This is a genomic window from Microbacterium sp. (genome assembly GCF_052099035.1).
Taxonomy (GTDB): Bacteria; Actinomycetota; Actinomycetes; order Actinomycetales; family Microbacteriaceae; genus Microbacterium.
This window is the reverse complement of the sequence record NZ_JBQDSX010000142.1, coordinates 1-3,119: the sequence shown is the minus strand read 5'-3', so window position 1 is coordinate 3,119 and position 3,119 is coordinate 1. Positions and strand designations below refer to the sequence as shown.

4 protein-coding genes and 1 pseudogene are annotated in these 3,119 nt (G+C 65.7%); 1 reads left to right on the top strand and 4 read right to left on the bottom strand.

What is annotated here, in order from left to right:
* The 3 genes from ACTIAO_RS17510 to ACTIAO_RS17500 form a co-directional block, all read right to left on the bottom strand.
* Positions 1-343 (bottom strand): hypothetical protein (locus ACTIAO_RS17510; RefSeq protein WP_441907334.1); only part of this gene is annotated, 343 nt, incomplete at its 3' end.
* Positions 344-431: 88 nt separating this feature from the next.
* Complete coding sequence (locus ACTIAO_RS17505; RefSeq protein ID WP_441841731.1) at positions 432-1,544, bottom strand: DUF4232 domain-containing protein; 1,113 nt, start codon at positions 1,542-1,544, stop codon at positions 432-434.
* 50 nt (positions 1,545-1,594) lie between these two features.
* Positions 1,595-1,849, bottom strand: a complete 255-nt coding sequence (locus tag ACTIAO_RS17500) for a hypothetical protein (RefSeq protein ID WP_441845867.1) — start codon at positions 1,847-1,849, stop codon at positions 1,595-1,597.
* A gap of 113 nt (positions 1,850-1,962) precedes the next feature.
* Between ACTIAO_RS17500 and ACTIAO_RS17495 the strand changes: the two genes are divergently transcribed.
* On the top strand, positions 1,963-2,460 hold the full coding sequence (locus ACTIAO_RS17495; RefSeq protein WP_441841733.1) for a pyridoxamine 5'-phosphate oxidase family protein: 498 nt from the start codon (positions 1,963-1,965) through the stop codon (positions 2,458-2,460).
* A 13-nt stretch (positions 2,461-2,473) separates the two neighbouring features.
* Here the strand turns inward: ACTIAO_RS17495 and ACTIAO_RS17490 are convergent.
* Positions 2,474-3,119 (bottom strand): annotated as a pseudogene (locus tag ACTIAO_RS17490) (acyl-CoA dehydrogenase family protein); the annotation flags it as partial.

Genomic DNA, 3,119 nt, shown 5'->3' with positions numbered 1-3,119 from the left:
AAACGCGGCCCTCGCTGAGCGCCTCGAATGTCTCGGGAAAGTCGCCCACGATTCTTTCGGCTTCGTCCATCTGCGCGCGGGCGGTGTGCGGATGCACGCGCGTCGCGGCAGCTACTTCTGTCGTCATCGACCGCCGAGCATATTCGGGGCCGTCTGAACCCAGGGCGTCGCTTGATATGGCATCGGCAATTGTCGCTAACTCTTGCGTGGCAGCGATGATGTCGGCCTCAATACGCGCGATCTGCCGGCGCCGTTCAGCGATCCGCGCGACGAGTGCGCGGGCGCGATCGAGCTGCTCGGGAGTGAAGCCCGGGAGCCCTTCGGAGAATCGTGCCTGCGCCATGTCGTCACGTTATGGGGAACCACCGACAAACGAAGGGCGCTTCAAAAGAGCATCGAGAGCGATGCCGCGAGTCAGTATTCATCGTGCTTCATTCCGCGACGTACCACGGCGTCAACGCCATCTCCCCGCCGTCCACGACGTCGAGAACCTCCGACGTCGAGGTGCGTACTGCACCCGCCCAGGGGGCCAAGAGCACTGTGAGGTCGATCGGTCGTCCCGTCGGCGCACGCCACACGAGATCGGCGCGTGCCGTGCCCCCGGGAGCGAGAGTCACTACGTCTTCCCCGATCGGCTCGCCGGCTGTCGTGAAGTTCCTCGGTCCGATCACCGGACGGATCGCGTTCCCGACGTCCGACGCGAACGCGAGATCGGGCGCACCTCTCAGATCACATGCCTCGGCAGACATATTGCGCGCCTCGAACGTGAGGTAGCGGGATCCGGTCGCCGCATCGAACCCGCCGATCTCGACGGACACGTCGTCGGCCGCGCACCGTCCCGGGAAGTCGGGGTCGATCGTCTCCGCAACGGCCGGAGGAGGATCCGTGGGGGCCGCCGGCTCCGTCTGTTTCGGAGGATCCTGCGTGGCCACTTCTGTGCGCGCGGAGAGCGCGGCCCCGCGCGTCGTCGCGGCGAGAATCGCGCACGCCAACGCTGCTGCGATCACGAGCACGGTGGCCACGACGAGCGCTCGGCGCCGGGACGGCCGGTTCGGGCCCGGCACGCCGCACAACGTCGTCGCGAGCGCAGGTATCCACCCCCAGAGCAGTCCCCAACGCGCCGCTTCTTGCAGCGCGGGCAGCGTGAACGTGCGGATGTGGGATCCGCCGAGCCCGCCGAACGACTGAACCTCGAGCAGCCATTCTCCAATCTGCGCGACACCGACGACGCCGACTGCAACGACCACCACGGAGATCCACAGAACAAGCGCGCGAAACCACCACCCGCGCCGCTTCCGGCCAGCGAGGAGGATCATCGAGAACGCGGCGAGAGCCAATCCCAGCGCGAACAGCAGCGTTCGCCATATCAGGGCGGGCCAGGGATCCACCGTGTAGCTGGCGTACGCGGGAACGAGCGTTGGCAGCCAGGCCTCGCCCGCGCGCCAGAACTCGATGGACGCGTTCCGCCGAAGTGCCCGGTGAAGAACGTCTGCCGTGACCGCCGCGAGCATGCCCAGCACGGGGAACGCGACCCAACCAATCAACCGGATCCATGACGAGCTTCTCGCGGATCCCGCCCTCGACGTATCGGGTGTCATACGTCGGCGAGTCTTTTCACGTGCCGGCGTTCCCGAAGAACCAGCCCTGGTCGCTCGTCGACTTTGAGGGCGCCGTTCGCCATCCGGCCGTTGCGTACGTAGAAGCCCACGGCGCGCTCGGCGCTTGCGCCTACAGACAGGTCATCGAGCACCGCCTGGGGCATCAGACCCGCGTACGCCGCGCGCCACGATTCGACGTGCACGCGCGCGATGCCTGGCGCGTCCTCGACCACGGCATCTCTGGTTCGCATGGCACCACCGTACCGGTGAGTTCGCGCCGATGCCCCGCGCCCCTATACGCGGCTCCCGTCGCGTCCGAGAATGTCCGCAGGGAACTTATCCGTATCGACGAAGGCGGCATCTCATGGACCATGCAGAAATCACTCGGATCCTCACCCTCCCCTACAGCGAGCAGCTTCTCGCACGTGACATCTTGCGCATGGCATACGTGTCGATCGACGGATCCCCGCGCAATGTTCCGATGGGATTCGTCTGGAACGGATCCGAAATCGTCGTGTGCACGACCACCAACGCGCCGAAGCTGCGCCACCTGCGCGCGAACCCGCAGGTGGCGCTCACGATCGATACCGAGGAATTCCCGCCGAAGATCCTGCTGATCCGCGGCAGCGCCGCACTCGAAGTTGTCGATGGCGTTCCCGAGGAGTACCTGAGCACGAACAACGTCTACTCAATGACGCCCGAGCAGCGCGCCGAATGGGAAGCCGAGGTGCACTCGCTGTACAAACAGATGGTGCGCATCAGGATCACTCCTACCTGGGTGAAGCTCATCGACTTCGAATCGACCCTGCCGACGGCCGTCGAACAGCTTGTCGCTGAGCGTGACGCGCGCGAGCAGACTTAGCGCTGCGCTCGCCTCACGTGTACCAGCTCGGCTCCGGCACTTCCCCGAGCAACGCGTACCGACCGACCTCGTGCTTCTTGTACGCCACCGGGTCGTGAAGGCTGTGCGTGCGGAGGTTGCGCCAGTAGATATCGAGGCCGACCGAGTTGGCGCTCGCGCGCGCACCCGTCAGCTCGAACACTTTCGTGGTGACCTCGAGGCCGTCCTCGATGATCCGCAGCTTCGCGGCCGCCACGCGCACTGCGATCTCGCCGCGCCGGCGTTCGGTCAGATTCTCACGGTCGTCATGCAGAATCTCACTGATCTCCCGGTCGACCTCATCGACGAGGGCCGCGTTGGCCCATACCTTCGACACGAGCTCGCCATACCCTTCGAGCACGTAGAACTCCTCGGTTCCCCGGCTCTTGCCTTCTCCCCCATACGGCCAGGCGCGCGTATATTCGCGCGTGTACGCCGTGGCGGCGCGGAGGGCGCCCTCCGCGATCCCGAGGTAGATGTTGTTGAACGTGGCCTGCAGCGCCGGAACGTTCAACGTGTTGTAGACAAGTGGCTGATAGACGCGGTCGATGAACCCCGCAGCGCTGGCCCAGTCGACTCGCACGTTGCGGATCTCGACGCCGCCCGATTCGGTGAGGCGCTGACCCAGGTTGTCCCAGTTG